Origin of the sequence: Curtobacterium pusillum (assembly GCF_007673235.1) — a bacterium.
Taxonomy (GTDB): Bacteria; Actinomycetota; Actinomycetes; order Actinomycetales; family Microbacteriaceae; genus Curtobacterium; species Curtobacterium pusillum_C.
On record NZ_VDZH01000013.1, the window covers coordinates 1 to 1,176 of the forward strand.

1 rRNA gene is annotated in these 1,176 nt (G+C 56.0%); it reads right to left on the reverse strand.

Features of this window, described 5'->3' with window-relative positions:
* Positions 1–1,126, reverse strand: a 16S ribosomal RNA gene (locus tag FS532_RS18385); the annotation flags it as partial.
* Between the last annotated feature and the right edge of the window lie 50 nt (positions 1,127–1,176).

Below are 1,176 nucleotides of genomic sequence, written 5' to 3' on the forward strand. Positions count from 1 at the left end.
AGTCCCCGCCATAACGCGCTGGCAACATAGAACGAGGGTTGCGCTCGTTGCGGGACTTAACCCAACATCTCACGACACGAGCTGACGACAACCATGCACCACCTGTACACCGACCACAAGGGGGCGACCATCTCTGGCCGTTTCCGGTGTATGTCAAGCCTTGGTAAGGTTCTTCGCGTTGCATCGAATTAATCCGCATGCTCCGCCGCTTGTGCGGGCCCCCGTCAATTCCTTTGAGTTTTAGCCTTGCGGCCGTACTCCCCAGGCGGGGCGCTTAATGCGTTAGCTACGACACAGAAACCGTGGAAAGGTCCCTACATCTAGCGCCCAACGTTTACGGCATGGACTACCAGGGTATCTAATCCTGTTCGCTCCCCATGCTTTCGCTCCTCAGCGTCAGTTACGGCCCAGAGATCTGCCTTCGCCATCGGTGTTCCTCCTGATATCTGCGCATTCCACCGCTACACCAGGAATTCCAATCTCCCCTACCGCACTCTAGTCTGCCCGTACCCACTGCAAGCCCGAGGTTGAGCCTCGGGATTTCACAGCAGACGCGACAAACCGCCTACGAGCTCTTTACGCCCAATAATTCCGGACAACGCTTGCACCCTACGTATTACCGCGGCTGCTGGCACGTAGTTAGCCGGTGCTTTTTCTGCAGGTACCGTCACTTTCGCTTCTTCCCTACTAAAAGAGGTTTACAACCCGAAGGCCGTCATCCCTCACGCGGCGTTGCTGCATCAGGCTTTCGCCCATTGTGCAATATTCCCCACTGCTGCCTCCCGTAGGAGTCTGGGCCGTGTCTCAGTCCCAGTGTGGCCGGTCACCCTCTCAGGCCGGCTACCCGTCGTCGCCTTGGTGAGCCATTACCTCACCAACAAGCTGATAGGCCGCGAGTCCATCCCCAACCAAAAAATCTTTCCACCACCAGACCATGCGGCCGGCAGTCATATCCAGTATTAGACGTCGTTTCCAACGCTTATCCCAGAGTCAGGGGCAGGTTACTCACGTGTTACTCACCCGTTCGCCACTAATCCACCCAGCAAGCTGGGCATCATCGTTCGACTTGCATGTGTTAAGCACGCCGCCAGCGTTCGTCCTGAGCCAGGATCAAACTCTCCGTAAAAAAATTACAACCAACACTCCGAAGAGCATCAGCGAGTTGATTCTGACTGT